Source organism: Desulfosporosinus paludis (assembly GCF_045689965.1).
Classification (GTDB): Bacteria; Bacillota; Desulfitobacteriia; order Desulfitobacteriales; family Desulfitobacteriaceae; genus Desulfosporosinus; species Desulfosporosinus paludis.
In genome coordinates this window covers 1,393,031-1,417,795 of record NZ_CP144211.1, presented here as the reverse complement: position 1 = coordinate 1,417,795, position 24,765 = coordinate 1,393,031, and the positions used below count along the sequence as shown (strand labels likewise).

The 24,765-nt window shown below is 44.3% G+C and carries 18 protein-coding genes, 1 other RNA gene and 2 pseudogenes; 19 read left to right on the top strand and 2 right to left on the bottom strand.

Annotated features, from left to right (window positions below; all coding sequences use genetic code 11):
* The first annotated feature begins 455 nt into the window (after positions 1-455).
* The 19 genes and pseudogenes from pcrA (at position 456) to ssrA (ending at position 22,137) form a co-directional block, all read left to right on the top strand.
* A complete protein-coding gene (gene pcrA, locus VZF35_RS07320) occupies positions 456-2,732 on the top strand; it encodes a DNA helicase PcrA (RefSeq protein WP_407312348.1) in 2,277 nt (758 codons plus the stop codon).
* A 44-nt stretch (positions 2,733-2,776) separates the two neighbouring features.
* Positions 2,777-3,706, top strand: coding sequence for a putative manganese-dependent inorganic diphosphatase (locus VZF35_RS07315; RefSeq protein WP_407312346.1), 930 nt, complete (start codon positions 2,777-2,779; stop codon positions 3,704-3,706).
* A 60-nt stretch (positions 3,707-3,766) separates the two neighbouring features.
* Entirely contained in the window at positions 3,767-5,740 is a 1,974-nt protein-coding gene (gene ligA / locus VZF35_RS07310; RefSeq protein WP_407314515.1) for an NAD-dependent DNA ligase LigA, read from the top strand.
* A gap of 162 nt (positions 5,741-5,902) precedes the next feature.
* Entirely contained in the window at positions 5,903-6,193 is a 291-nt protein-coding gene (gatC, locus tag VZF35_RS07305) for an Asp-tRNA(Asn)/Glu-tRNA(Gln) amidotransferase subunit GatC (RefSeq protein WP_407312344.1), read from the top strand.
* Positions 6,194-6,212: 19 nt separating this feature from the next.
* Positions 6,213-7,694 carry an Asp-tRNA(Asn)/Glu-tRNA(Gln) amidotransferase subunit GatA gene (gene gatA / locus VZF35_RS07300; protein WP_407312342.1) on the top strand — a complete coding sequence of 494 codons (1,482 nt, stop codon included), beginning with the start codon at positions 6,213-6,215 and terminating at the stop codon, positions 7,692-7,694.
* Between the two features lie 10 nt (positions 7,695-7,704).
* Positions 7,705-9,134: pseudogene (gene gatB / locus VZF35_RS07295) on the top strand (Asp-tRNA(Asn)/Glu-tRNA(Gln) amidotransferase subunit GatB).
* Between the two features lie 416 nt (positions 9,135-9,550).
* A complete protein-coding gene (nifV, locus tag VZF35_RS07290) occupies positions 9,551-10,684 on the top strand; it encodes a homocitrate synthase (RefSeq protein ID WP_407312340.1) in 1,134 nt (377 codons plus the stop codon).
* Positions 10,685-10,746: 62 nt separating this feature from the next.
* On the top strand, positions 10,747-11,748 hold the full coding sequence (locus tag VZF35_RS07285) for an isocitrate/isopropylmalate dehydrogenase family protein (protein WP_407312338.1): 1,002 nt from the start codon (positions 10,747-10,749) through the stop codon (positions 11,746-11,748).
* 632 nt (positions 11,749-12,380) lie between these two features.
* Positions 12,381-13,709, top strand: a complete 1,329-nt coding sequence (locus VZF35_RS07280; RefSeq protein WP_407312336.1) for an acetyl-CoA hydrolase/transferase family protein — start codon at positions 12,381-12,383, stop codon at positions 13,707-13,709.
* Between the two features lie 172 nt (positions 13,710-13,881).
* On the top strand, positions 13,882-14,607 hold the full coding sequence (locus VZF35_RS07275) for a CPBP family intramembrane glutamic endopeptidase (protein WP_407312334.1): 726 nt from the start codon (positions 13,882-13,884) through the stop codon (positions 14,605-14,607).
* A gap of 268 nt (positions 14,608-14,875) precedes the next feature.
* Positions 14,876-16,246, top strand: a complete 1,371-nt coding sequence (gene rlmD, locus VZF35_RS07270) for a 23S rRNA (uracil(1939)-C(5))-methyltransferase RlmD (protein ID WP_407312332.1) — start codon at positions 14,876-14,878, stop codon at positions 16,244-16,246.
* A gap of 133 nt (positions 16,247-16,379) precedes the next feature.
* Positions 16,380-17,243, top strand: coding sequence for an RCC1 domain-containing protein (locus VZF35_RS07265; protein WP_407312330.1), 864 nt, complete (start codon positions 16,380-16,382; stop codon positions 17,241-17,243).
* A 69-nt stretch (positions 17,244-17,312) separates the two neighbouring features.
* Positions 17,313-17,915 carry a putative immunity protein gene (locus tag VZF35_RS07260; protein ID WP_407312328.1) on the top strand — a complete coding sequence of 201 codons (603 nt, stop codon included), beginning with the start codon at positions 17,313-17,315 and terminating at the stop codon, positions 17,913-17,915.
* 56 nt (positions 17,916-17,971) lie between these two features.
* Positions 17,972-18,337, top strand: coding sequence for a hypothetical protein (locus tag VZF35_RS07255; RefSeq protein WP_407312326.1), 366 nt, complete (start codon positions 17,972-17,974; stop codon positions 18,335-18,337).
* Positions 18,338-18,366: 29 nt separating this feature from the next.
* Positions 18,367-18,834 (top strand): annotated as a pseudogene (locus VZF35_RS07250) (flavodoxin).
* A 226-nt stretch (positions 18,835-19,060) separates the two neighbouring features.
* Positions 19,061-19,309 carry a VOC family protein gene (locus tag VZF35_RS07245; RefSeq protein ID WP_407312324.1) on the top strand — a complete coding sequence of 83 codons (249 nt, stop codon included), beginning with the start codon at positions 19,061-19,063 and terminating at the stop codon, positions 19,307-19,309.
* Positions 19,310-19,956: 647 nt separating this feature from the next.
* Positions 19,957-21,162 carry an RtcB family protein gene (locus VZF35_RS07240; RefSeq protein WP_407312322.1) on the top strand — a complete coding sequence of 402 codons (1,206 nt, stop codon included), beginning with the start codon at positions 19,957-19,959 and terminating at the stop codon, positions 21,160-21,162.
* A gap of 141 nt (positions 21,163-21,303) precedes the next feature.
* Positions 21,304-21,621: a CGGC domain-containing protein gene (locus VZF35_RS07235; RefSeq protein ID WP_407312320.1), complete on the top strand. Its 318-nt coding sequence runs from the start codon at positions 21,304-21,306 to the stop codon at positions 21,619-21,621.
* A 164-nt stretch (positions 21,622-21,785) separates the two neighbouring features.
* Positions 21,786-22,137: a transfer-messenger RNA gene (gene ssrA, locus VZF35_RS07230) on the top strand.
* A gap of 226 nt (positions 22,138-22,363) precedes the next feature.
* Here the strand turns inward: ssrA and VZF35_RS07225 are convergent.
* Together VZF35_RS07225 and VZF35_RS07220 are read right to left on the bottom strand one after the other, a co-directional pair.
* Positions 22,364-23,050 carry an alpha/beta fold hydrolase gene (locus tag VZF35_RS07225; protein WP_407312318.1) on the bottom strand — a complete coding sequence of 229 codons (687 nt, stop codon included), beginning with the start codon at positions 23,048-23,050 and terminating at the stop codon, positions 22,364-22,366.
* Between the two features lie 856 nt (positions 23,051-23,906).
* Positions 23,907-24,458, bottom strand: coding sequence for an SDR family NAD(P)-dependent oxidoreductase (locus VZF35_RS07220; RefSeq protein ID WP_407312316.1), 552 nt, complete (start codon positions 24,456-24,458; stop codon positions 23,907-23,909).
* Between the last annotated feature and the right edge of the window lie 307 nt (positions 24,459-24,765).

Here is a 24,765-nt window from a genome sequence, read left to right as displayed (position 1 = left end):
GATACAGATTATAGTGCTCTGACCAATCAGTCTCGGATGTCTTGTGAGCTATTGCCATTATGTAACTAATCTAATCGACAGCGAACTCAAATAAGGTTAATGGAAGAAGGATGTCTCCATTAACCTTATTTATATTCCACTGGAAATATTTGCGATAGAGAACTGGGTGATTTTGCTGCGAATTCGGCATGATTCTTTGCATTATGGATAATTTTTAGCTATCTTCCTCAAAAAGACAGAGATTTAGAGTTTCCTTCGCAATTCAGCCGAAAATATGTTCCAAAATATTGGTATAATAACATGGTAATATGGGGTGTACGATAATAATCACTGCTCTTAGATATAGGGAAAAATTATCGTGGCATCTCTTTACTGAGGGAACGGCTCGTAAATCGCGCAACAGCAGAACCTACAGTATGTTATAATATGTACAAGAAGTGAGGTGGAGTGGTTAAATGTATCGGTTGGACGATTTAAATCCAGTGCAACGGGAAGCTGCTGTACATCAGGAGGGGCCGCTTCTTATTCTGGCCGGTGCAGGATCAGGGAAGACTCGCGTGCTCACTTATCGCATAGCTCATTTGATTGCCGGTGGAGCAGAACCCAGTGAGATATTAGCGATTACCTTTACGAATAAAGCGGCCAAAGAAATGCGTGATCGGGTAACTACCCTTGTCGGCAGTGAAGGACATGGGCTTTGGGTTAGCACATTTCACTCGGCTTGTGTGCGCATTTTGCGGCGGGATATTGAGCATATGCCGGGCTTTACCCGGAATTTTGTGATCTACGATGCCGGAGATCAACAGTCTTTACTTAAAGCATGCTTGAAAGAAAAAAATCTGGACGAGAAGAAATTTTCTCCACGCAGCGTGGCGGCAGTTATCAGCGATGCCAAAAACAAACTTCTTGATCCCGAAGGATTTTCCAATCAGGCCAACGATTACTTCCAGAGTAAAGTGGCAGACATCTATCGAGAGTATCAGAAAAAACTCAGAATGAATAATGCTCTGGATTTTGACGATATTATTATGCTTACCGTGAAACTGTTTCGGGAGAACGAACCTGTTTTGCGTTATTATCAGGAGAAATTCCACTACATTATGGTGGACGAGTATCAAGATACGAATCATGCCCAGTATACCCTGGTTAAGTTATTGGCCAGCCGGTACCGCAATCTCTGTGTCGTAGGGGATGATGACCAGTCCGTCTATGGGTGGCGCGGGGCGGATATCCAGAATATCCTCGATTTCGAGCGGGATTATCCTGAAGCCAGGGTTATCAAACTCGAACAAAATTATCGTTCCACACAAAAGATTTTGGATGCAGCCAATGCTGTGGTTAAGAATAATGAAGGGCGTAAAGAAAAATCCCTTTGGACGGAAAACTCCTCAGGACAGCCTTTAGTCTGGTATGTGGGTAATGATGAACGGGATGAGGCCAGCTACGTAGTAGAGCGGATTCGACGCTTACATGAGCTGGAAGGCCGTCCGTACAGTGACTTTACGGTTCTTTACCGAACAAATGCCCAGTCCCGGACTCTTGAGGAACAGCTTATGAAGGCTGCCCTGCCCTATCGCGTGTTTTCAGGTTTGAAATTCTACCAGCGCTTAGAGATCAAAGATATTTTAGCTTATTTAAGGGTGATCTATAATCCTTCCGATCAAGTAAGCTTTGCCCGTATACTTAATGTGCCGAAACGAGGTCTGGGAGAGAGCACTCTGGAAAAGGTTTTGGAATATGCCAATGAACAGGAGATGCCTGTACTTGACGCCATCCTGGAGGCGGACTATATTCCGGAATTGACGAACCGTGCTAAGAAACCCTTACTTGCTTTTGCCCATTTGATGCAAGGCCTTGTGGAGTTTTCGCAAAATGCTGCCGTTACCGAATTGGTACAAGAGATTTTGAACAAAACAGGCTACCGAGTGCTTCTTGAAGCTGAAGGCACACCTGAAGCGGAGGCCCGTTTGGAAAACTTGTTAGAGTTTCTTTCAGTGACGACAGAGTATGATGACAAGTCGGCCCAAGCTGCTCAAAATGAACAAGATAACGGGATGGAAACAGAGGACATGCGCAGTGGGGTCAGTGGCTTTTTAGAACAAGTATCTTTAGTCGCGGATATTGATGAACTCGATCCCAACGAAGAATCCATCGCTTTAATGACCATGCATAGTGCCAAAGGCCTGGAGTTTCCGGTTGTTTTTCTGGTGGGCATGGAGGAAGGGATTTTCCCCAGCGGTCGCTCCTTTCTTGATCCTTCGGAACTTGAGGAAGAACGACGATTATGTTATGTAGCCATCACTCGGGCGCGGGAAAAACTCTACTTATGTAATTCGGAAATGCGGATGCTTTATGGCAAAACCCAGTATAATCCACCTTCGCGGTTTTTAGAGGAAATTCCGTCGGAACTCATGACGGATATCGATCCGCTCGATCCGCCAAAACTGCGTTCTAATACTTCACCCAGATCATTCCAGAGACAGGAGACTAAGCCGGAGCGAAGGATTCCCTTAGGTTCCGGTGCCTGGGAAAAGGATTTTGGCAGCCCGGTAGTCAATAAAGGAGGTGAGGCGCACCACGTAGGAGAAAAGGTTGAACATGCTTCGTTTGGTCGCGGTATTATTGTCTCAATCAAGGGTGAGGGAAATCAAGCAGAATTGACGATTGTGTTTGATGGTGGAATTGGAATTAAAAAACTCCTGGCGGAATATGCCAAACTCACAAAACTCTAAATTCAATTTAGAGAATTCATGAAGAGAAAGGTTTAGGTGTCATTATGGATAAAATTTATATCGTTGGTCATAAGAACCCTGATACTGATTCAGTTTGCTCAGCCATTGCTTTAGCACGGTTTAAAGAACTTACCGGTTCAGATAATGTCGTTCCTGTTACGGCCGGTAAAATCAACAAAGAAACCGAATTTGTTCTTAACTATTATGGAGTTGCTGTCCCTGATGTATTAGAGTCCGTTGAAGCTAAACAAAAAATGATTCTTGTTGACCACAATGAATACGGTCAAGCAGTTGCAGGTACAGACCAAGCTCAGCTGGTACAAATCGTTGACCACCACAAAGTGGGTGGATTCCAAACTGCAGAGCCCCTTTATGTACGTATCGAGCCAGTTGGTTCAACATGTACGATTGTAGCTGAGGCTTACAAAGAAAAAGGTCTGGTTCCTGAAAAACCAATCGCCGGCATTTTACTGGCCGCTATTCTTTCCGATACCGTTATTTTCAAATCCCCAACCTGCACCGAGCTGGATAAGACCATCGCTGCTGAACTCGCAGCTATTGCTGGAGTTGATCCCCAAACCTTCGGAGTTGATATGTTCAAAGCCGGTTCCAACATTGCTGAGCGCACCCCACAAAGCATGATTGAAGAAGACTTCAAAGCCTTCACCATGGGCTCCAACAAGGTTGGTGTTGGCCAAGTAAGCCTGATGGGTATGGATGGATTTGAAGACGTTCGGGCAAACTTAACAGCAGCGCTGGAAAACTATCGTGCTGCTCAAGGCTTGCGTTATATCTGTCTGATGGTTACCGACATTTTAACAGACTATACCGAACTGATTGTGAAAGGTGACACCCCTGAAGAAGTCGCTAAAGCCTTCGGCAAGGAATTAGTCAATGGCAGCGTTGCGCTTCCAGGTGTTCTGTCCCGTAAAAAGCAAGTCGTTCCACAAATGACAACCTATTTTTCAGCTTAATTAACCGACAAAATGTATTGGGAGACGGGAGGAATACTGGTGCAGGATGAATTCGAGCGTATGAGATGGTTACGGGGGGAGATCGAAGCTGCGAATCAGGAGTACTATATACTTGACCACCCCACCTTGACCGATGCGGACTATGATGCCCTCATGCGCGAATTGTTAGACTTGGAAGCGAACCATCCGGACTGGGTTACTCCCGATTCTCCAACGCTGCGAGTTGGGGGAGAGGTGGCCAAAGAGTACTCCAAAGTACGACATCTGGAACCTCTCCTTAGTTTAGATAACGCCTTTTCAGCAGAAGACCTGCGGGAGTTCGATCGACGTGTGCGCCAAGCAGCGGCCTTTGTGGAATATGTCGTAGAACTTAAGATTGATGGATTGACCGTTGCTTTAACTTACGAAAATGGTCTGATGGTGCGGGGAGCAACCCGGGGCGACGGCGAAGTAGGTGAGGATATCACCGCCAATGTTAAGACTGTGAAATCGATTCCTTTACGGACAAAAGACGAAGTGCCGAGGTTAAGTGTCCGGGGAGAAGGCTATATGCCTAAAGCTTCTTTTGCTCGCTTGAACCAAGAGCGAGAAGAAGAAGGTCTCTCTACCTTTGCCAATCCGCGCAATGCAGCGGCAGGCTCGCTGCGCCAATTGAATTCCAAGATTACGGCACAACGGAAGCTCGATTATTTCGCCTATCAAGTGTTAGGTGCGAACGAGTTAGGCTTGCATAACCAAACGGATGTCCTTACCTATTTAAGACAACAAGGATTTATTGTAAATCCTGAATATAAGGTTTTTGAGACCATCGACGAAGTGATTGAGTTTTGCGAAAAAATGGCTTCGGAACGTCACCAGTTCCCCTATGATATTGACGGACTGGTCATTAAAGTGAATGAGTTTGCCGTACAACAGGAATTGGGCTTTACGGCCAAAAGCCCACGTTGGGCAATTGCTTATAAATTTCCTGCTGAACAAGTAGAAACCGTCGTCGAAGAGATACTCATTCGTGTGGGGCGAACAGGAGTGTTAACTCCCACGGCAATTTTGCAGCCCGTTTTAGTGGCAGGGTCGACGGTGAGCAGGGCAACCCTACATAATCTTGATAATATTAGGGACAAGGATATTCGCATCGGAGATCATGTTCTCCTCCACAAGGCTGGGGACGTTATTCCGGAGGTTGTGCGGATGTTGCCGGAGAAACGAACCGGAGAGGAAAGGATCTTTGAAATGCCGGAATTCTGTCCGGAATGTCAGAGTCCTGTTCGACAAGAGGAAGGGGAAGTAGCCTATCGCTGCCAGAGTATCACTTGTCCGGCCAGACAGCGGGAAGGAATCATCCATTTCGTCTCCCGTGATGCTATGGCGATTGACGGCCTGGGTCCGGCAGTGATCCAGCAGCTTCTTGATGCCGGTCTGATTTCGGATGCTGCGGATTTGTATTCCTTAACCTTCGAAGCTTTAACTCCTTTGGAACGCATGGGGAAAAAATCAGCCGAAAATCTCTTGAAGGCAATCGAGGAGAGTAAGTCGCGAGGGTTGGGACCTTTGATTTTTGCTTTAGGGATTCGCCATACAGGGGAAAAGGCCGGCAAGGTTCTGGCTCAGAAGTTTGGCATGATGGATCAGCTGATGGAGGCTTCCCTGGAGGATTTGCAAGGAATTCCCGACATCGGACCGACGATGGCAGAAAACCTCGTGCATTTTTTCCAACTGGAGAGTACCCGGCACTTTATCGTAAAATTGCGAGAGGCCGGGGTGGTCATGACGGCCGAAGTGTCCTCAAAGCCTCAGATTTTTGCCGGTAAAAGTATTGTGGTGACGGGTTCTTTAGAACGTTGGGACCGGCGTGAGATTGAGAAAGTCATCGAAGATCATGGCGGAAAAGCGGCAAGTTCAGTGAGTAAAAAAACGGCTTTCATTGTTGCGGGAGAAAAAGCCGGTTCCAAGCTCACTAAAGCTCAAGAACTTGGCGTGCAAGTATTCACGGAAGAAGAGTTTGAATCGTTGCTGACGCAAGAAGTCCAGATCTAGCCAAGAATCCGGAAAAGAACAGGGATGGTTCTTTAGCGTATGTTTTCAGGCATACAAAAAAGGGCTGTCCCTGTTTGCATACATTTGCATATGTTGCCCCAATCTTCCAGATTTGCTATTATAGAAGGATAGCGAAAAAGTAGTCAAAGGAAGGTGAATTTGATGGCAATTTCTCGTGAAGATGTTATATATGTCGCCGGATTGGCACGTTTAGAGTTAACGGAACAAGAAATCCAGGAATATACCGTGCAGCTGAATTCTATTTTGGATTATGCAGCTATGCTGGAACAATTGGACACGGAAGATGTTGTACCGACAGCTCATGCTGTTCCCTTGCATAATGTATTGCGCGAAGACGAGGTAAAAGCCTCTATTCAGCACGATAAAGCGTTAAGAAATGCTCCGGATGCTGAAGAAGGATTCTTCAGAGTTCCTAGAATTAGTCTCACTTAGAAAGGAGGGGCTGGCAACCATGATATTTGAGAAATCTGTAAGTGAGCTTCATGAGCTCCTCGTTCAAAAAGAGGTTAGTGCCACCGAACTGACCAACGCCTACATAGAACGGATAGAGGCTTTGGATCAGGATTTGCAGGCCTATTTAACCGTCTTGGGGAAAGAGGCTCAAGCCCAAGCCTCTGAGATCGATCGCAAGATCGCCCAGGGAGCAGACCTGGGTATTTTAGAAGGAATTCCAATGGCCATGAAGGATAACATGTGCACGGAAGGAGTGCGCACAAGCTGCGCTTCTAAAATGCTGGATGAGTTTTATCCGCCGTACAATGCTACCGTGACAGCGCGCCTGAAGGATGTGGGCAGCATCCTCCTTGGCAAATTAAATATGGATGAGTTTGCGATGGGCTCTTCAACAGAGAATTCGGCCTATATGAAGACGCGGAATCCTTGGGATTTGGCCTGTGTCCCCGGAGGGTCCTCAGGCGGCGCAGCTGTTTCAGTCGCAGCTGATTTGGCAGCCTTCTCTTTGGGTTCCGATACCGGAGGATCAATCCGCCAACCGGCGGCATTTTGCGGGGTTGTTGGTCTCAAGCCAACCTATGGAGCAGTTTCCCGCTTTGGGCTTATTGCCTATGCTTCATCCCTTGATCAGATAGGCCCCCTCACGAAAACAGTGCGAGATAATGCTTTGGTGATGAATGCCATTGCCGGCTATGATGCTTTGGACTCGACCTCCGTTCGTTATGATAAACCGGATTATACTAAATTCCTGGTCAATGACATCAAGGGCTTAAAAGTCGGTATTCCCAAAGAGTATTTCGGCGAGGGAATTGATCCCGATGTGGCCAAAGGAATTCAAGCGAGCATCGAAACTTTGAGTGCTTTAGGGGCTGAAATCAGGGAGTGTTCTTTACCTCATACTGAGTATGCTATCCCGGCCTATTATTTGATTGCTACGGCTGAAGCCAGTTCCAACCTGGCTCGTTACGATGGTGTTCGCTATGGATATCGAGCAGAGGCTGAGGATGTTCTGGGGATGTTCAGGAAAACTCGGGCAGCAGGATTCGGACAAGAAGTCAAGCGCAGAATCATGCTTGGCACCTATGCCTTAAGTTCCGGATATTATGATGCTTATTATCTTAAAGCTCAAAAGGTCAGAACTTTAATCAAACAAGATTTTGATAAGGCCTTTGAGACGTATGATGTTTTACTCGCTCCCACTGCACCGACGCCTGCCTTCAAATTTGGGGAAAAATCTGCAAATCCTTTGACCATGTACCTGTCAGACATTACGACGGTACCGATTAACTTAGCGGGGATTCCGGCCATATCCCTTCCCGCGGGCTTCGTCAATGGTTTGCCGATTGGTATGCAATTGATGGGCAAGGCATTTAATGAAGGGACACTCTATCGAGTGGCCTACACCTTTGAGCAAAATACGAATTATCACACGTTAAAACCGAATCTGTCGAAGGAGGTGCTTGCGCGTGGTAGTCGCTGATCGTTATGAAATGGTTTGTGGTTTAGAAGTACACGTTGAACTTCAAACCAAAACGAAAATATTCTGTGGCTGTACAACTGAGTTTGGGGAGAGCAAAATACCCATGTCTGCCCGGTATGCCTAGGCATGCCCGGGACGCTTCCGGTTCTGAACCGTGACGTTGTCAATTATGCGATTAAAGCCGGTCTGGCTTTAAACTGCGAGATTGCGGATTTCTCCAAATTTGATCGTAAAAATTACTATTACCCGGATTTGACGAAGAACTACCAGACCTCGCAATTCGATCTGCCCATTTGTAAAAAGGGTGGTTTGGAGATTGAGGTTGATGGCGTGAAAAAGCGGATCGGGATCACCAGAGCTCATATGGAGGAAGACGCCGGTAAGCTTGTCCACAGTGGAGAGACCATCACAACCTCCGATTCCTCTTCCGTCGATTACAACCGCGCCGGGGTACCCCTCCTGGAGATCGTATCTGAGCCCGATATGCGCTCTATTCCTGAGGTTTTGGCCTATCTGGAACAACTGGTTCAAATTCTGGAATATACCGAAGTGTCGGATTGCCGTATGGAGCAAGGTTCAGTCCGCTTCGATGTCAATGTCTCTCTGAGACCTGTCGGCTCAGCAACCTTTGGCACTAGAACCGAGACAAAAAACCTTAATTCATTCAGCTCTGTAAGGCGCTGTATGGAATATGAAGTTGCTCGTCAGGCGCGTGTCCTTGATGCCGGAGAAGAAGTCATTCAAGAAACTCGGACTTGGGATGAGGGCAGAGGGATTACCCTGGCCTTGCGTTCCAAAGAAGAGGCCCATGATTATCGCTATTTCCCCGAGCCGGATCTTGTTCCCCTTGTGATTGAACGGGAGTGGGTGGAAAGGATTCGCCAGACCTTGCCGGAACTTCCTGCCGAACGACGGGCTCGCCTGCAAGGCTTAGACCTGTCGGCTTATGATGCCGCAGTGATTACCCAAACAAAAGCTATGGCGGATTATTTTGATTTGGGTCTGGCTTGCGGTGGAGATGCTAAGAGCTTAGCGAACTGGGTTATGGGGGATTTGACTCGTCTTCTGAACAGTAATCAGTGTCGGGTTGCGGATTCGCCGATTTCAGCGAAACAGTTAGTGGAACTCCTCAAACTCATTGATAAGGGGACTCTGAGCGGGAAAATTGCCAAATCTGTCCTCGAAGAGATGTATACATCGGGTAAGGACCCTGAACAGATTGTCAAGGAGAAAGGGCTCGCCCAAATCAGTGATGAGGGAGCATTGCACGGAATTATCGATGGGGTGATTGCAGCTAATCCTCAATCGGTAGAGGATTATCGCGCGGGCAAAGAACGGGCCATTGGCTTCTTAGTTGGTCAAATTATGAAAGCAACGAAGGGGCAGGCCAATCCGGGTCTTGTCAATCAATTGCTTAAAGAGACATTAGCAAATCATTAGAAGACAACCTTTGAGGGTTTACATTTCTTTAGAGTTTAAAATATCGTTCAGAATTTAATCACTCAGACCTATAGAAGGAAGGTACCCTGAATTGTTTTTCGATTTAAGGCACCTTCCTTCAGGTTATAACTGCAAGTCTTCACCTTCATTCAGGTTAAAACAGCTGCAAGTCTAAATGAACAATAAATCGAGAAAAAATATGTTCCTCTTGGACGAGAGACGAGAGACAGCGAGAATGGTCAGGAGAATGTCGCAAGGCTTAAGAATATGATCTTGAGCGTTTGAAGTCTACTAAGTATACAGTATAAGCATTTCGATCTCCTTCAAACTTCGGGGGTATTGTGCTAGTATAGAGAATAAATATGCACTGGAAAGTATAATATAGTTCCGAGTTGAAGAAGAGGGGTGTGTCTGATTTGAGACATTTAACGATTGTAGATACAACGTTGCGGGATGGAGAGCAAACAGCTGGAGTAGTTTTTTCCAACCAAGAAAAATTGCGCATCGCTCGCTTACTCGATGAAGTTGGGGTTCAGCAAATTGAAGCCGGAGTCGCAGTGATGGGCGGAGACGAGAAAAAAGCCATCAGCGAGATAGCAAAGCTTGGTTTAAAAGCAAGTATCATGGGCTGGAATCGGGCGGTCATCTCGGACATCGAAACTTCCCTGGCCTGTGGAGTTGATGCTGTGGCGATTTCAATTTCCACCTCAGATATTCATATTGAGCATAAACTCAAAACGACCCGTGAGGATGTTCTGGAACGAATGATTAAAGCTGCAACCTTCGCCAAACGCGAAGGAGTGTATATTTCTGTTAATGCGGAAGATGCCTCACGTTCGGATATGGATTTTTTGGTCCAATTCGCAAAAGAGGCAAAAAAGGCAGGGGCTGACCGTTTGCGTTATTGCGATACGGTTGGGATACTTGATCCCTTTACGACGTATGATAATATTAAAACGTTAATCGAAAAAGCGGGGATTGACGTAGAAATGCATACCCATGATGATTTTGGGATGGCCACCGCCAATGCTTTAGCCGGCGTTAAGGCGGGTGCTTCACACGTTGGGGTGACAGTTAATGGTCTAGGTGAACGAGCCGGTAATGCTGCGTTAGAAGAAGTTGTCATGGCTCTTAAGTATTTGCTGGATACGGATTTAAGTTTTACCACCGAGCGTTTTGTCGAGCTATCCGAATATGTTGCCCGAGCTTCAGGCCGGATGCTCCCCCCATGGAAATCAATCGTGGGCAGCAACATGTTTGCCCATGAATCAGGGATTCATGCCGATGGAGCTTTGAAGAACCCTAGAACCTACGAAGCCTTCAGTCCGGAAGATGTAGGCCTGGAGCGCCAGATTGTCATCGGCAAACACTCGGGGACGGCATCCATTAGAGCTAAGTTCAAAGAATATGGCAAAGAAATTACGGAAGAAGAAGCTGTTGAAATGCTGGCTAGGGTGCGATCGATAGCAGTCGATATGAAACGTTCGCTTTTCGATAAAGAGCTGGCTTATATCTATGCGGATATGATAAAACAACAAGGTCAACAATAATAGGCCAAAGTCAAAAGAGGCGGCGCGGAGCCGTCTCTTTGAGTGAAAGGAAGTATAACATCATGACAATCAAGGTTACATTAATTCCTGGTGACGGCATAGGTCCTGAGGTGAGTGCTGCTACCCAAAAAGTTATTTCCGCCAGTCAAGCTCCGCTGGATTGGGAAATTGCCGAAGCCGGAGAGTCCTGTATTGCCAAGTATGGAACACCCTTGCCGGATCATGTCTTAGAGACAATTCGCCGCAACAAAGTGGCCATAAAAGGGCCCATTACCACTCCCGTCGGGAAAGGGTTTCGCAGCGTTAATGTGGCCTTGCGTCAACAATTGCAGTTATTTGCCAATGTCCGGCATTTGCGCAACTTGCCGAACGTCCCCTCGAAATATCAGGGAGTCGATATTGTAGTTGTTCGAGAAAACACAGAGGATCTTTACGCCGGCATTGAACATATGGTGGGAAGGCATGCAGCCGAAAGTATTAAAGTAATCACCCGTGAAGCTTCCGAGCGAATTGGCCGATATGCCTTTGAGCTGGCCCGGCGGGAAGGACGCAAACGTGTGACCATTGTTCATAAAGCCAATATCATGAAACTAAGCGATGGGCTTTTCCTGGAAAGCATTCGCGGTGTGGCCCGAGAATTTCCGGAGATTGAATGTGAAGATCGGATTGTCGATGCTTTATGTATGAATTTGGTTCAAGTTCCTGAACAACTGGATGTCTTAGTATTGCCGAACCTTTACGGAGACATTGTGTCTGACCTAGTCGCAGGCTTAGTGGGGGGCTTAGGGGTTGCCCCAGGTGCCAACATCGGAGAAATGGGGGCAGTCTTTGAGGCAGTTCATGGCAGCGCTCCTCAGATTGCCGGTAAAAATGTCGCGAACCCCTTGGCTATGATCCTTTCCGGGGTTGAAATGCTTAAATATCTGGGATTCGAAAAGGAAGCCCAAAGGGTAGAGCAGGGAATTGATCATGTTTTAAGACATAAGGACTACATTACTCCGGATCTTGGAGGGAACTCCGGGACTCAGGAGATGGCACAGGCCATTATCGAAGGTATGAGATAACACCCTTGAATCAACCCCCCTTATTTATTGCAACTATAGCAGAGAAGTATTGGAATGCAGTTTGCAAAATAGGCAAAATTTAGCGTTAAATAAGCAGGCTTTGGGATTAACCCGTTGCCTGCTTTTTTGTACTGGACTCTTATGCCGTTAAAATGATACCATGGAGAATAAAGGTGACTACTTTTCTGGATAGCCAAGAAGTATCTTACCTTGAATAAGTATATCAGTATAACTTAGGTGACAGACGGCGGCTAATGTCTGACATATACTGGATACTGTGATGAAAGGTTAGACAAGTTTCCAAAATTGTAAACAATTAAATACATGTATCGATTAGTAGACATGGCTTTAAAGCGAGTTCTGGCCTACAGTTATACATTATTGAATGATTTTGTGTCAATAATTGTATACATGTCTTGTTTGAGTTTCTTGATAAAAATAAGCATTAGACATGCTCTCCAAGACTTGGTGCAGCTGTAAACGAAAGATTCCGAATCCATTGAATACTCAATTGGCACGAAAATTGCAAATATAAATAATACTCTCTATGTATTTAAACTAGAGCAGATAGTTGAAGCTTAGCTATTCTTAAAAGCATAGGAGTTCTGGAATAAAGTAAGGGGGATGCAGCAATGATTAGGGAAGAGTATCTAAAGAAATGCGTTTCAGCAGACGAAGCAGTAAAAGCAATTCGAAGCGGAGATTGGGTAGAATTTGCCTGGGCCGCGAGCATGCCTGCTCTATTAGATGAAGCCTTGGCTCGGCGTAAAGACGAGCTCCACGATGTAAATCTGCGCGGAGGCGTGATATTAAGCCCATTGGCGTGCATTGAGAGTGATCCAACAGGAGAACATTTTACCTGGAACAGTTGGCACCTTGGTGGACGTGAGCGTAAACTGGCTCAAAAAGGATTAGCTTATTATATTCCTCTGAAATATTCGGAGCTGCCTCGTTACATACGTGAAAATTTGCAAACAGATGTCGTGGCCATTCAGGTAGCTCCTATGGATGAGCATGGATATTTCAGCTTTGGCGTCACTGTATCACACTATGCCGCGGCGATTGAAAAAGCGCGCACAGTGATCGTTGAAGTCAATGAAGATATGCCGAGAGTTCACGGAGGATATGACCACATGGTGCATATTTCCAAAGTGGATTATGTCGTTGAAGGTGGGCATCGAGGCCTTCCAATCTTACCATCGGCTCCAGCTTCCGAGATCGATAAACAAATCGCTGCCTTTGTCCTTCCGGAAATTAGTGATGGGGCGTGTATCCAACTTGGAATTGGCGGGATGCCCAATGCTTTAGGCCAGATGATCGCTGAGTCGGATCTCAAGGATTTAGGAATTCACACAGAAATGTTGGTCGACGGATTTGTGGACATGGTGGAAGCAGGTAAGGTTACAGGAAAATGTAAAAAATTAGACCGCGGCAGGATTGTTTATTCCTTTGCGGCAGGTACGCAAAAACTCTATGATTTTATGCGTGATAACCCGTCCTTAGCCGGTTACCCTGTAGACTATTCCAACTTGCCTTTTGTCGCTTCTCAAATCGACCAACTCATTTCAATCAATAGTGCCTTGGAAATCGATCTGACGGGTCAAGTTTGCTCGGAATCTACCGGATCCAGCATGATCAGCGGTGCCGGCGGTCAACTGGACTTTGTGGAGGCGGCCTATCATTCCAAGGGAGGAAAAAGCTTCATTTGCTTGCCAGCCACCTACAAAGATAAAGAAGGCAAGGTTCACTCCCGGATTAAAGGAACTATGACCCTTGGCTCAGTCATCACCGATACAAGACCAACGGTACAATATGTCGTAACCGAATTCGGAAAAGTTAATTTAAAAGGTCTCTCCACTTGGCAGAGAGCAGAAGCCTTAATTTCTATTGCTCACCCTGATTTTAGAGAAGGACTCATTGAAGAGGCCAAACAATTAAAAATTTGGCGTAAAAAGTCTTAGTTTAAAATCGTCTGCTGAATAGGAGAAAATATAACGGAATAAAGCAACTACCTTGGGTAATTTGGAGAAGGGAGTCCCTATAGAGAGACCCCTTCTTTTCGCGTCTCTGGACATTAACAGGGGGAACCATTAAAATTGGAAAAGGAAAGGCTTGACTACTAAGAAATTGAGGATGAGTGAGATGCCTACACGACGCAAAAGCAAAGAGTCTCGTATTCCACCAAGACGGCCAACCTGGAACATTTGGCAGGGATTGTTTATCATAGCTTTCGTTACAATCCTGGAATTTCCCCTGGGATGGCTGGAAACCCCTAAAGATCTCGTCACAGTGTCCGGAATACTAAGGTTTTTGGGAGTCGGACTGGGAGATGTATTTCTTTATGTTGCCGCCATTTGGATTTTTATGCACCTTATTCGCCGTCCCTTCTCAGATCTGGGTTTTGTGAGACCGCAAAAACGCTTTCTCCTTTTAGGATTCGCAGTTGGTTGCTTCTTATTTGTCAGTATTGGCCTGTTAGGGAATGAACTGACAAAGATTTTAGGGATTCCCGCGCCGCAAAGTTTTGCCATCGCAGTTAAAGGGGCAAACTATCCTTGGGAATTTATGCTTCTTATCTTATTAGGAGGAATTATTGCACCCATTAAGGAAGAAATGCTTTTTCGCGGCTTAATCTACCCGCCGCTGCGAGAGGCTCATGGCAGAGGCAAAGGAATCCTCCTGACAGGGATCTTTTTCGCCCTGCTGCATTTTGACTTAATTCGCTTACTGCCGCTGTTCCTGGGAGGGCTTGTCCTTACTTGGCTCTATGAGCGTTCTTCCAGCATATGGCCGTCCGTTGTCGCTCACGGAACCTGGAATATTTTGATGGCTTTAGCCCTCTGGATACAGCGCTATTAGCTTAAGAGATTAAGGGAGTCTTGGGGACTGCGAAGGGAAGGATTTATTAAACTTTATCAAGACTTGCCGGGCGGTGCGCCGGAGGTCTTTTGGAGATTGCCAGGGATTGCCTGAGGTAGTCTGCGGGAGCTTACTAGAGGTGTGCTAGAGGCGTGCGGGTGGTTACTGTTGCTGGAGATTATGATAGTTCGCTTGAGATATGCCCTGTTTATTGGAGTTATTTAAGGTTTGCTAGGTTAGTTTAGAGATATCTTTTAGGGAGATTAATATGAATTCTAAAAGTTTAAATCAGAAAAAGATTCGAGATAGTTTCCAAATGGACTGTCTCAGGCTTCTCTCGGATGGTTCCGGGATCGGGTATCAAGAAGGCTTAGCTACCTTTGTACCGAGACTGCTTCCCGGAGAAACCGGGCTGGTAGAAGTTATAGAGAGCAAGAAGAAATTTCAGCGTGCCCGTTTACTGACAGTTATCCGGCATTCGCCGGAAAGAGTTGATCCCCCTTGTCATGTCTTTGAAGAATGCGGCGGATGCCAGCTTCAGCATATGACTTATACGGAGACCCTTAAGTGGAAACAACGCTGGGTTGAGGATGCCTTGTTAAGAATCGGCAAACTTAACATTCCGGTGAGACCAACCATTGGGATGGCAGCACCCTGGCGCTATCGCAATAAGGTGCGTTTGCACAGAGATCAGACGGGACAATTGGGATATTTCAAAGAAAAGTCCCGGGTCCTTGTCCGTTTCCAGGACTGTCTCTTACTTAGCGAGCGAATGAATCGTTGGATTCGGCGAACTGAAGAGTTTTTAACCGGAAAAGACGGACAAGGGCAAGGGGGAACTTCAACGGAAAGCCTTTCTCAGGAATTAGCGGAAATTCATACTTTGACATTTCGGGAAAATACTCAGCAGGAAGGACTCTTATTATTAGAAGGAGGAAACTATCCGGCAGTTGCAGCGGAGGTCAAAAACAATCCGGGATTTCTCAACGCCCTTGCCAAAGACAGGCTTCGCTCTATTTGGTGGGCGGATTCCCAGGGAGATCTGAAATTAGTATGGGGAGACGAAACATTCTGCCATACCATTCTTGGCAACTCCTTTAAAGTAACACCACTATCCTTTCTGCAAGTTAATTCCCTACAAACCGAAATTCTCTATGAACTCGTCAGGACGGCTGCCGAATTGAGCGGAGAAGAGCAGGTGTGGGACCTTTATACGGGCATAGGAACCTTGGCATTGACCTTGGCCCCTAATGCAAAGAAAGTCTTGGGTATAGAAGAAAACCCCTTTGCAGTTCAGGATGCCCGTATAAATGCTGCTAATCATGGAAACTCCGCAAAGGTTGATTTCTTAGTTGGGAAAGTTGAAGACGTTATGATCAGCAGCGAAGATAAACCAGATGTGGTAATTCTCGATCCGCCGCGGGCGGGTATGCATCCTAACGTTATTAAGCGTTTATTGGAAATTGAGCCTAAGCGTATTGTTTATGTATCCTGTGATCCGGGGACACTTGCCAGGGACTTGGGTATTTTGGCTGCGGGGAAATATAGGGTGGAGAGTGTGCAGTCGGTGGATATGTTTCCTTGGACGGGGCACGTTGAGACGGTAGTTCTCCTGCAAAGAAAACACACCACTATATAGGGCATAAACCCAGTGAGAGAGCCACTATATGTTGTGGCTTAGACCCGAAAATGATGTGTTTCCTCGTACTGCAATGTTAGTTTGGGGAAACATTTTTTGCATTTTTTCATCCACGCGCACTGGAGGTAGTGGAATGGTCTTATTTAAGGACAAATATACTTTAGCTGCGGGCCGTCGTCATACAATTGGTCTTAAGTTGGACGGCACGGTGACGGCTGTGGGTGATAATAATTACGGCCAATGTGATGTCAGTGGTTGGTGCGATATTGTGGCAGTCGCAGCTGGTAATGTTCATATGGCGACGAACACGGGTAATGCTCATACGATCGGACTAAAATCGGACGGTACCGTGTCGGCAGTGGGTTGGAATAAGCATGGCCAATGCGATGTAAACGACTGGTGTGATATTAAAGCGGTTGCGGCGGGTTGGCGGCGCACCATTGGGCTTAAATCGGATGGCACAGTGGTGGCTGTGGGCCGCAACACTTACGGCGAATGCGATGTAGGCGACTGGCGTGATATTATGGCGGTCGCGGCGGGTGACTGGCATACCGTCGGACTTAAATCGGACGGCACGGTGACGAGTGTGGGTATCAATCGTTACGGCCAATGCAATGTAAGCGTCTGGCACGATATTGTGGCAGTCGCGGCGGGTTACCTTCATACCGTTGGGCTTAAATCGGATAGTACTGTGATGGCTGTGGGCTTCAACAGAGAAGGACAATGTGATGTAAGTGGCTGGCGTGGCATTGCGTCGATAGCGGTGGGAAGTAGTCATACGATCGGACTAAAATCGGACGGTACCGTGTCGGCAGTGGGTTGGAATAAGCATGGCCAATGTAATGTAAGTGGCTGGCGCGACATCGTGGCAGTTGCGGCGGGTTGCGCTCATACTCTCGGTCTTAAATCGGATGGTACGGTGGTTGCCGTGGGTGATAATGAATATGGCCAATGCGATGCAAGCGGTTGGCTCGGCATCCAACTGCCCGGCAATTAGTTTTGAATGCGTGATAGTCGACAAATTCCAATTTAGCGAAGAGATATTTTTCTTTCGTAACAGGACGGATTGCAAATTGAAATTGATAAAGAGTATTTGACTTTTCACACCAATATAAACGAACAGGTAATGGGGAGGATGGGTATGCCAAAAGCAAGAAAGATGCTAAGCGACTGGAAAGCACCGTATATTCAGTCGCTTATGAAATTAATAGAAACGCAGAGTAAGGTAACGCTAGCGAATTGGGCAGTTGACTATTCCCAGCGAGTTATATTGCCGCTGTGGTGCAAGTACTATCCAGATGACCTACGTCCACAAAATGCGGTGAACGCAGCTCGGGAGTGGCTGTCGGGAGCTATTAAACTGCCGCAGGCAAAAGCGGAAATACTTGAGTGCCATGCGGCTGCCCGCGAAACAGACGGAAATCCTGTTGCACAAGCTTCCGCAAGGGCGATAGGTCAATGCGCGTCGACCATCCATTCCGCACGGCATTGCATAGGGCTTGCCTTTTATGGAGCGCTTGCGGTCGCCTATGACCGTCTCGGGACTGATGCTCCGTGGGGACAAATCGAGAAATGTGCTGCTGAAGAGTGCGAGCGTATGGAAGCTGCCCTGCGTGCCGTTGCCGTGGAGAACGAGCCAAACCCATCAAAAATCGATTGGAAATGCTGATTGTGACCCGCTGAAGACCAGGACATATTGTTTGAAAATTATCAGGGGGTGGTGTTATGGATAATTACACAAGGGAAGAATTAGAAGAAGCCCTGCAAATTGTTTCTTCAACTATCAGTAGATGTGAAAAAACACAGCCAAAATTTTTGGAGGGTACCTCTCAGCATACACTCCTTAAGAACAGGATAAAAGCATTGTATATATCAAAGTCATTGATTACAGAAGAAAATGTTACGGAAAAGTATACAAAAGAAGAATTGATAGAAGCGCTACGACCTGTATCTTCAATTATCAGCAAATGTGAAAAAGCACAGCAAAAACATGCGGAGGGTACTTCTTATCATACCCGCTTCAAGAACATGATAAAAGCAATGTATATCTCTAAATCATTGATAATAGCTGAGATAAGCAAAAGAGGTTAAGTTTAAATTTTACGAAGGAAATAACATATATGAACAATACACTGATAGTTTATTATTCATTATTCAAATCCACAGAGAATTTAGCATTGGAAATAGCAGTACAGACTGGTGGAACATTAAGAGAATTGATTCCAGATAAGAATTATTCCTTTGACTATAATTCAGCTGCTAAAGAAGTAAGAAATCAGATTTTCCGAGGATTTTGCCCCAAATTAATATAAGGGAATGAGCCAATAGAAGATTATCAAACAATATTTATAGGATCACCCAACTGGTTTAAAACAGTAGCTCCACCAGTTATGAGTTTTCTTAGGCAGCATGACTTTACAGGTAAAACAATAATTCCCTTTTGCACTCATGGCGGTGGTGGGTTTGGCCAAATTGAAAATGATATAACAAAAGAGTGCTCGAAATCCATTATTCTACCTGGCGTTGCTGTAAATGGTACTGTTTCATCAGGAGAGGTTGCAAATTGGCTTAAGATAATAGGATATTAATATTACAAAAAAGCAGGAACACAGAAGGTATGAGATATGAAGATCAATAGAATAGATCATGTGGGTATAATCGTAAATGATCTTTCAGAGGCTAAAGTGTTTTTCTTGATTTAGGACTTGAAGTGCAAGCGGAATGGGAATTGGATGGAGATCAGTTGGACCGAATAGTTGGGCTTAGTGACGTTAAAGTAGCATGTGTAGGATTGGGGATGCCAAACGGTCAGACATGGATAGAGAGCTAAGCAAATTTTATACGCCGTCAGATGAAAAAGATATTCAGCAACCTTTTGCAAATACACTGGGTATCCGACATATTTGCTTTGCTGTTGAAGATATTGAAGCTATTGTTGCAAAATTGAAAAAGAAGGGCACAGAAATCTTTAGTGAGATAGAGCAATATGAAGAAAGTTATAAGTTATGCTACGTTCGTGGTCCAGAGGGAATTATTTTAGAGTTGGCGGAGGAAATCAAATAAATATTAAGTGTGACTTTGTTTACAATAACACCGATCAGGGATATAGGTGACTGGTATACTAGTAAGTACCTAAATTTACTGTTATTCTTAATTTGTACCGGTAATTTCCTGATGATTACCTCCGAAAATTTAATTAATGCCTAAGCGGAAATGGGACTCCTTCAGTATGAATTGTTCATACAGGGGGTATATGTTATTTTGATTCGCGCAAAGATAAGTTGAAGGGGGTATGCGCGAATTAAATTATGGGGATTCAGAATCTTTGCGTGGAACAATAAAGCCTAGTAAAATGGGCAACTTCAAAATTCTAGCCTATAAATAATTTTGCGAAAATGTATAAACTCACGACCCTCGACCCCCTATAAAGACCCCCTGGGTATGAGCATTATAATTACGCGTTACAGTATCACTGCTTTGCCCAAACACACATAGAGACGGTAGTTCTCCTCAATAAAAAACACACCACTATATAGTGTGTAAATCCAGGCATACCATCACTAGATGTTGTGTTTTTGGTGAAAATGGTTATGTTTCCGTAGACATAAGCGGTAGAGTGGGGAAACATGTTTTTTCAAGACAATCTCTTGGGGAAGACTAATGGAATCGCTGAACCTAGTGTATTTTTTATTCAGATCGGATGGTAAATGATGTTAGAAATTAAAGGGAAACATAATATAGCCAAGGTATTTACAGAGGTTCTGGAAGAAGGTGCCTCTTCTCAAATAGAAACACTTTGCAACCAGGAGTTTGTAAGAGATAGCAAAATCCGAATTATGCCAGACGTTCATGCCGGGGCAGGTTGTACGATTGGGACCACCATGACCATTACAAACAAGGTGGTTCCTAATTTAGTTGGCGTGGATATTGGTTGCGGTATGGAAACTATATCAATCAGCAATAAACGGCTCGAACTGCAAAAGCTGGATAAGTTAATTTATGAGAAAATACCGTCAGGCTTTGAGGTGCGAAAGATTCCACATCGCTATAATGAACAAATTGATTTGACGCAGCTTCGTTGTCTTAAAGCGTTACAATTGGACAGGGCAGAAAAGAGTATCGGGACATTGGGAGGCGGCAATCATTTTATTGAAGTAAATAAGGATGAGGAAGGCTATCTATATATTGTCGTTCATTCAGGTAGCCGTCACTTAGGACTTGAAGTGGCTAAATACTATCAGGAAGCTGGGTATAAGCGGTTAAACCATAATGACAAATCTGAAATGGACGCTCTTATCGCCCGTTATAAGTCTGAAGGCCGTGATAAAGAAATTCGGAATGCAATCCAAGAATTCAAAAATCAGGTGCTGACAGATATTCCATTTTCTCTTGCTTATGTAACTGGAAGTCTGTTTGAGGATTATATTTATGATATGAAAATAGTCCAACGTTTTGCTGAGATAAACCGTAAAGCGATGATTACTGAAATCGTAAAAGGCATGAAATTAGATGTAGTAGAGCAATTTACTACAACTCATAATTACATTGATACCGATACGATGATTTTACGAAAAGGCGCAGTTTCTGCTAAGAAAGCGGAGAAGCTTCTAGTTCCTATCAATATGAGGGACGGCAGTCTCATTTGTGTTGGAAAAGGCAATGAGGACTGGAACTGCTCAGCTCCCCATGGTGCCGGTAGGCTCATGAGTAGAAGCAAGGCAAAACAAAGCTTTACTGTGTCGGAATTTAAGAAACAGATGAAAGATATCTTTACGACATCTGTCAATAAAGAAACCCTGGATGAATGTCCGATGGCTTATAAGAACATGGACGACATTGTAAATAATATCGGGCCGACGGCAGATATCGTGAAAGTAATAAAGCCGATTTATAACTTTAAGGCGGGTGGAGATTAGACTTAGCCACCTTTTAGCAATGGTCTTGAGATTTACCCCACCCTATGAGGATTAAAAATGTTGGCTAGTGACTCAAAACGATGTGAAGCATGTCACACCTTATTCATTTGAAAAGTAGTATAATGATTTAGGGTGTATTTTATGAAGATTGGAATTTTGGTTCGAGAAGAAACCATGCAGATTTGTACGGGAAAGGGCTGCCTTAGTGCTCTTTTTCAAAGAAAGGATTCCTTTGCCCGATATGCTGAGGAACTAGAATTGCTAACGTTTACTCACACTGGCGGTGATTTAAATCGTAAGATTAAAAATATGATTCAAGCTGGGATAGAATCTGTACACCTTTCTTCCTGCCTGAGAGCAAGGTCACCAGACTATGACTCTTTGGTTGAACGTCTATCGGAGCATTTTACAGTTGTGGGATATACACACGGACCAGAGGTAAGGATACTCAAGAAGTGATAATTATTGTTAAGAATTTCTTGTTGATAGCTAAAATGTCTAGTGTGGGTTCTGCGTAAACTTATAAAAGAGGTTTTAAATTTCCATAAAAATTCTCTTAAACCATTAACATCAACTTGGCATTAAACTTAAATGTGCTATACTGTGCAAGTAACATTTCAAACGGGGGCGTTTTAGACTCGCTCGGGGAAGCGGTGGCAAAAGTTGCGCGTCGAGATTCCACCTGGTCTCGTTAAACGGTGGACAAAAATAGTTAACGAAAATAATTACGCCCTAGCGGCCTAAGAACCGCTAGCATCCTGCCTTCAGGACCTACGATGAAGGGTCAGGGTGTCAAATTAGTAGGACGCTCTAATGTCAATGCTCGGAGACATTAGCTAAGATCATCGAGCTAGCCTGAAATGAATCCTTGCCTTTAGGAGTCACGACCGGCGAAACTCAAATTAAAGGACACACGCGTAGATGCTTTTGTGGCAACTCTTCGATACAGGGGTGCAATTCCCCTCGTCTCCACCAAATAAGTACTCAATAATTGATACAATTAATAAACATAAAAAGTCCAGCATTGCTGGGCTTTTTCGCTTTTCATGCGGTTTTCAGGAGTTTTTTAAAGCGACTTTAAAATTACGAAAGAGCTAAAATGCAGCCCCCCTTGGGCGGCACCACTCCCAATACACCGCACAAATAGAATGAACACCCACTTTAAGAGGTGTATAACCCTTATGTAAATTATTGGGGATAGTTAACGCATTAAAAACTCGAACACTGCATCGACAAACTTTTTATTTTCCCACAGAAAAAATAGATGTCCACCATTAAAAACAACTAGGTTAGCTTCATTTATCCCATATTTCATTTCTTCGGCTTGAGTGCTTTTAACTAGTTTATCATTCCGGCCATGGAGAATTAATGTAGGGACCTTAATCTCATTCAAACGACTACTACAGTCGTAACTGCGAGATGCATAGAGTTGACGCTTAAAGGCATAGTAAGGTTGATTGTCCTTACTTATCTTCGACCTTATCCATTTTAGTGCCTTGTGGATGTATGGCAATTTACTTTTTACATTTGCTGCCGTGGAAACAAGGATCAAACTCTTTACTTTACCTGGATACCTTAAAGTAAGTGACATTGCGACTCTGCCGCCCATAGAAATGCCAAGAATATGCGCAAATTCAATGCCAACAGCGTCCATCAGGGCTGCTGTGTCATTTGATAACATATCAATGCTATAAGGAATGTCAGGTTTGTCAGTTTGCCCAGATCCGCGATTATCGAAGATTAAGACTTTGAATTTCTGAGAAAATCGGCTCAAACATAACTTAAAAATAGATTGATCTGTGCCTAGCCCACCGATAAGTACTAGCGGCTCCCCCTCCCCGTGTATTTCATAGTGTATATTGATGTCGTTAACTTTTATTGTCGGCATTTTATATCTCCACTTGTAAGTATATTATGACAAATTTGGTTGGACAGGAATGCTACGCACTTATTCATAGGGTTCAAATTCATCATAAACACAATCTAAAATGATATCTAGGTCGATAATGATATCCAAATAAATCCCTAACCTTTGTATAATTAAGCACAGAATCCACTCGGACTAGTCTGTCCTGTGTTATTAATTTTTAAAATAACCCACACGAATTTTACAAGAAATTCGAACAAGTTTTTGTGTTAATGTGAAATTCTGAAATATCTCGTTTTAATATTTCGGCTTCAGTATTCTATTTTTTTATTTGATACTTTAAAATATACTCCATAGAATGGAAACCAAAGACAAGTTGCCGACGGTTGCCGATAAATATTGTAAAAATATTAATAATAGATATACATGGTAGGTAGGGCATCATGGGGGAGAATCACCACATATTCAAAAGTTTAAAAACCATCGGCAACCGGCAACCTCGGCAACCGAGATGTGTGTAGGAGAGTAAGAAAACTTGGTATGCAATAAAATTGGTGGAGATAATTTCATTATACTTTACGTGGTTAATATGTTCCCATGGACGCACGTTGAGACCGTCGTCGTGATAGAGCGGAAGTAGCTTGGTATCAGCGGTTTTCATGGTTTTGGGAAAATATGATAGTGTGTTATATGTTTCCTTGGACGTATGTTCTAAGGGAACTTTTTATTTTAGGGGGTCGTACTTTTACGTGGAAATAAACAATTACGCAGAGATATTGAGGTTTTTGCGTAATTGTTTATTTGATAAGGGGAAACGCCCCCCTATGAACAGATATGTTTAGGTAGTTGTCCATTGTAAAGAAGGTATTTCTGGAAATTAATCACCAACATTAAATTTATTAAGCCACTCAGAAAATTCTATAGCAATTATTCTTTCAGCCGTTATGCCATCAGACTTACTTGAAGCTAAGAAAATAATTGGTTCTACCATAACTCTTGGGCGTAGCAGCGGAAATTTAATTTGGCTCTTGAGTTCTTCTGGAATCATTCCGGTATCCGTTGCTCCACCGGGTAGTAGCAAATTAACTGTAATTCCATATGGGCGGAGATCTTCAGCCATGATGTATGAGAGCGACTCGGTTCCAGCACGGGATGGTCCATATGGGATAAAACCTTTACGTTTCATTGTTTCATAATTCATAGAAATATTAATAATTTTTCCGTGCCCCTGATTAATCATGAGCGGTGTGAATCCTCGGGCTACAAGAAAATAGCCTGTAAGATTTGTGGCAATTAAGTTTCGGAACTCGTCAGGAGTAACCTGGAAAAACGGCTGTGGTTCTATCATAAACCGAGAATTCACCGTACGCATACCGATTCCGGCGTTGTTTACTAAAACATCGAGCTTTCCCATGTTCTTCGAACCCATTTAACTGAATCTTCAATTGAAGTTTCTGATCGAACATCCATAGGCAATCCGTATACTTTTAAACCAGCCGATTTAAGTCGGTTAACTTGATTATCTAATTTTACTCCTGGCTTTGATGCTAAGGCTACAGTAGCCCCGCACGGAGTAGACCTTCAGCCATTGCAAGACCAAGGCCGCTTGAAGCACCAGTCACAACAATATAAGTTCCCGATAAATCAATTTCTGCCATTTTAGTACCTCCATAAAATATGTACTTATACTTGGATATTATAACATTGAAAAAGTCCATTTTAGCCCTTCAACAGCT